Below are 229 nucleotides of genomic sequence, written 5' to 3'. Positions count from 1 at the left end.
GCTAAAGCTTTTCATCTCTAAATTTTGCTTTTACAAACAAGTATTTCTTTACACGAAGAACTGCTTCGTAATATTTTATAACTTTATCTTTAAATTCATTAACCTCATCTTAATCATAACCACGAAACCCTCTTGTAAATTCTTTAATGTGGATGTCTAAAGGGCTTAAAGGCATATATGCCACCTCCAAGTTGTTTACGTTATTTCGCTTAAAAAAAACTATAGCTAC

At 30.6% G+C, this 229-nt stretch carries 1 pseudogene; it reads right to left on the bottom strand.

Annotated elements, in window-relative coordinates:
• Window positions 1-4 precede the first annotated feature (4 nt).
• A pseudogene (locus tag SAZ04_RS23215) lies at window positions 5-175 on the bottom strand (DivIVA domain-containing protein); the annotation flags it as partial.
• Window positions 176-229 lie beyond the last annotated feature (54 nt).

Source organism: Halalkalibacter lacteus (genome assembly GCF_036663595.1).
GTDB classification, from domain to species: domain Bacteria; phylum Bacillota; class Bacilli; order Bacillales; family Bacillaceae_D; genus Halalkalibacter; species Halalkalibacter lacteus.
Note: the sequence above shows the minus strand (reverse complement) of the source record. Positions and strands in the feature narration are given on the sequence as shown.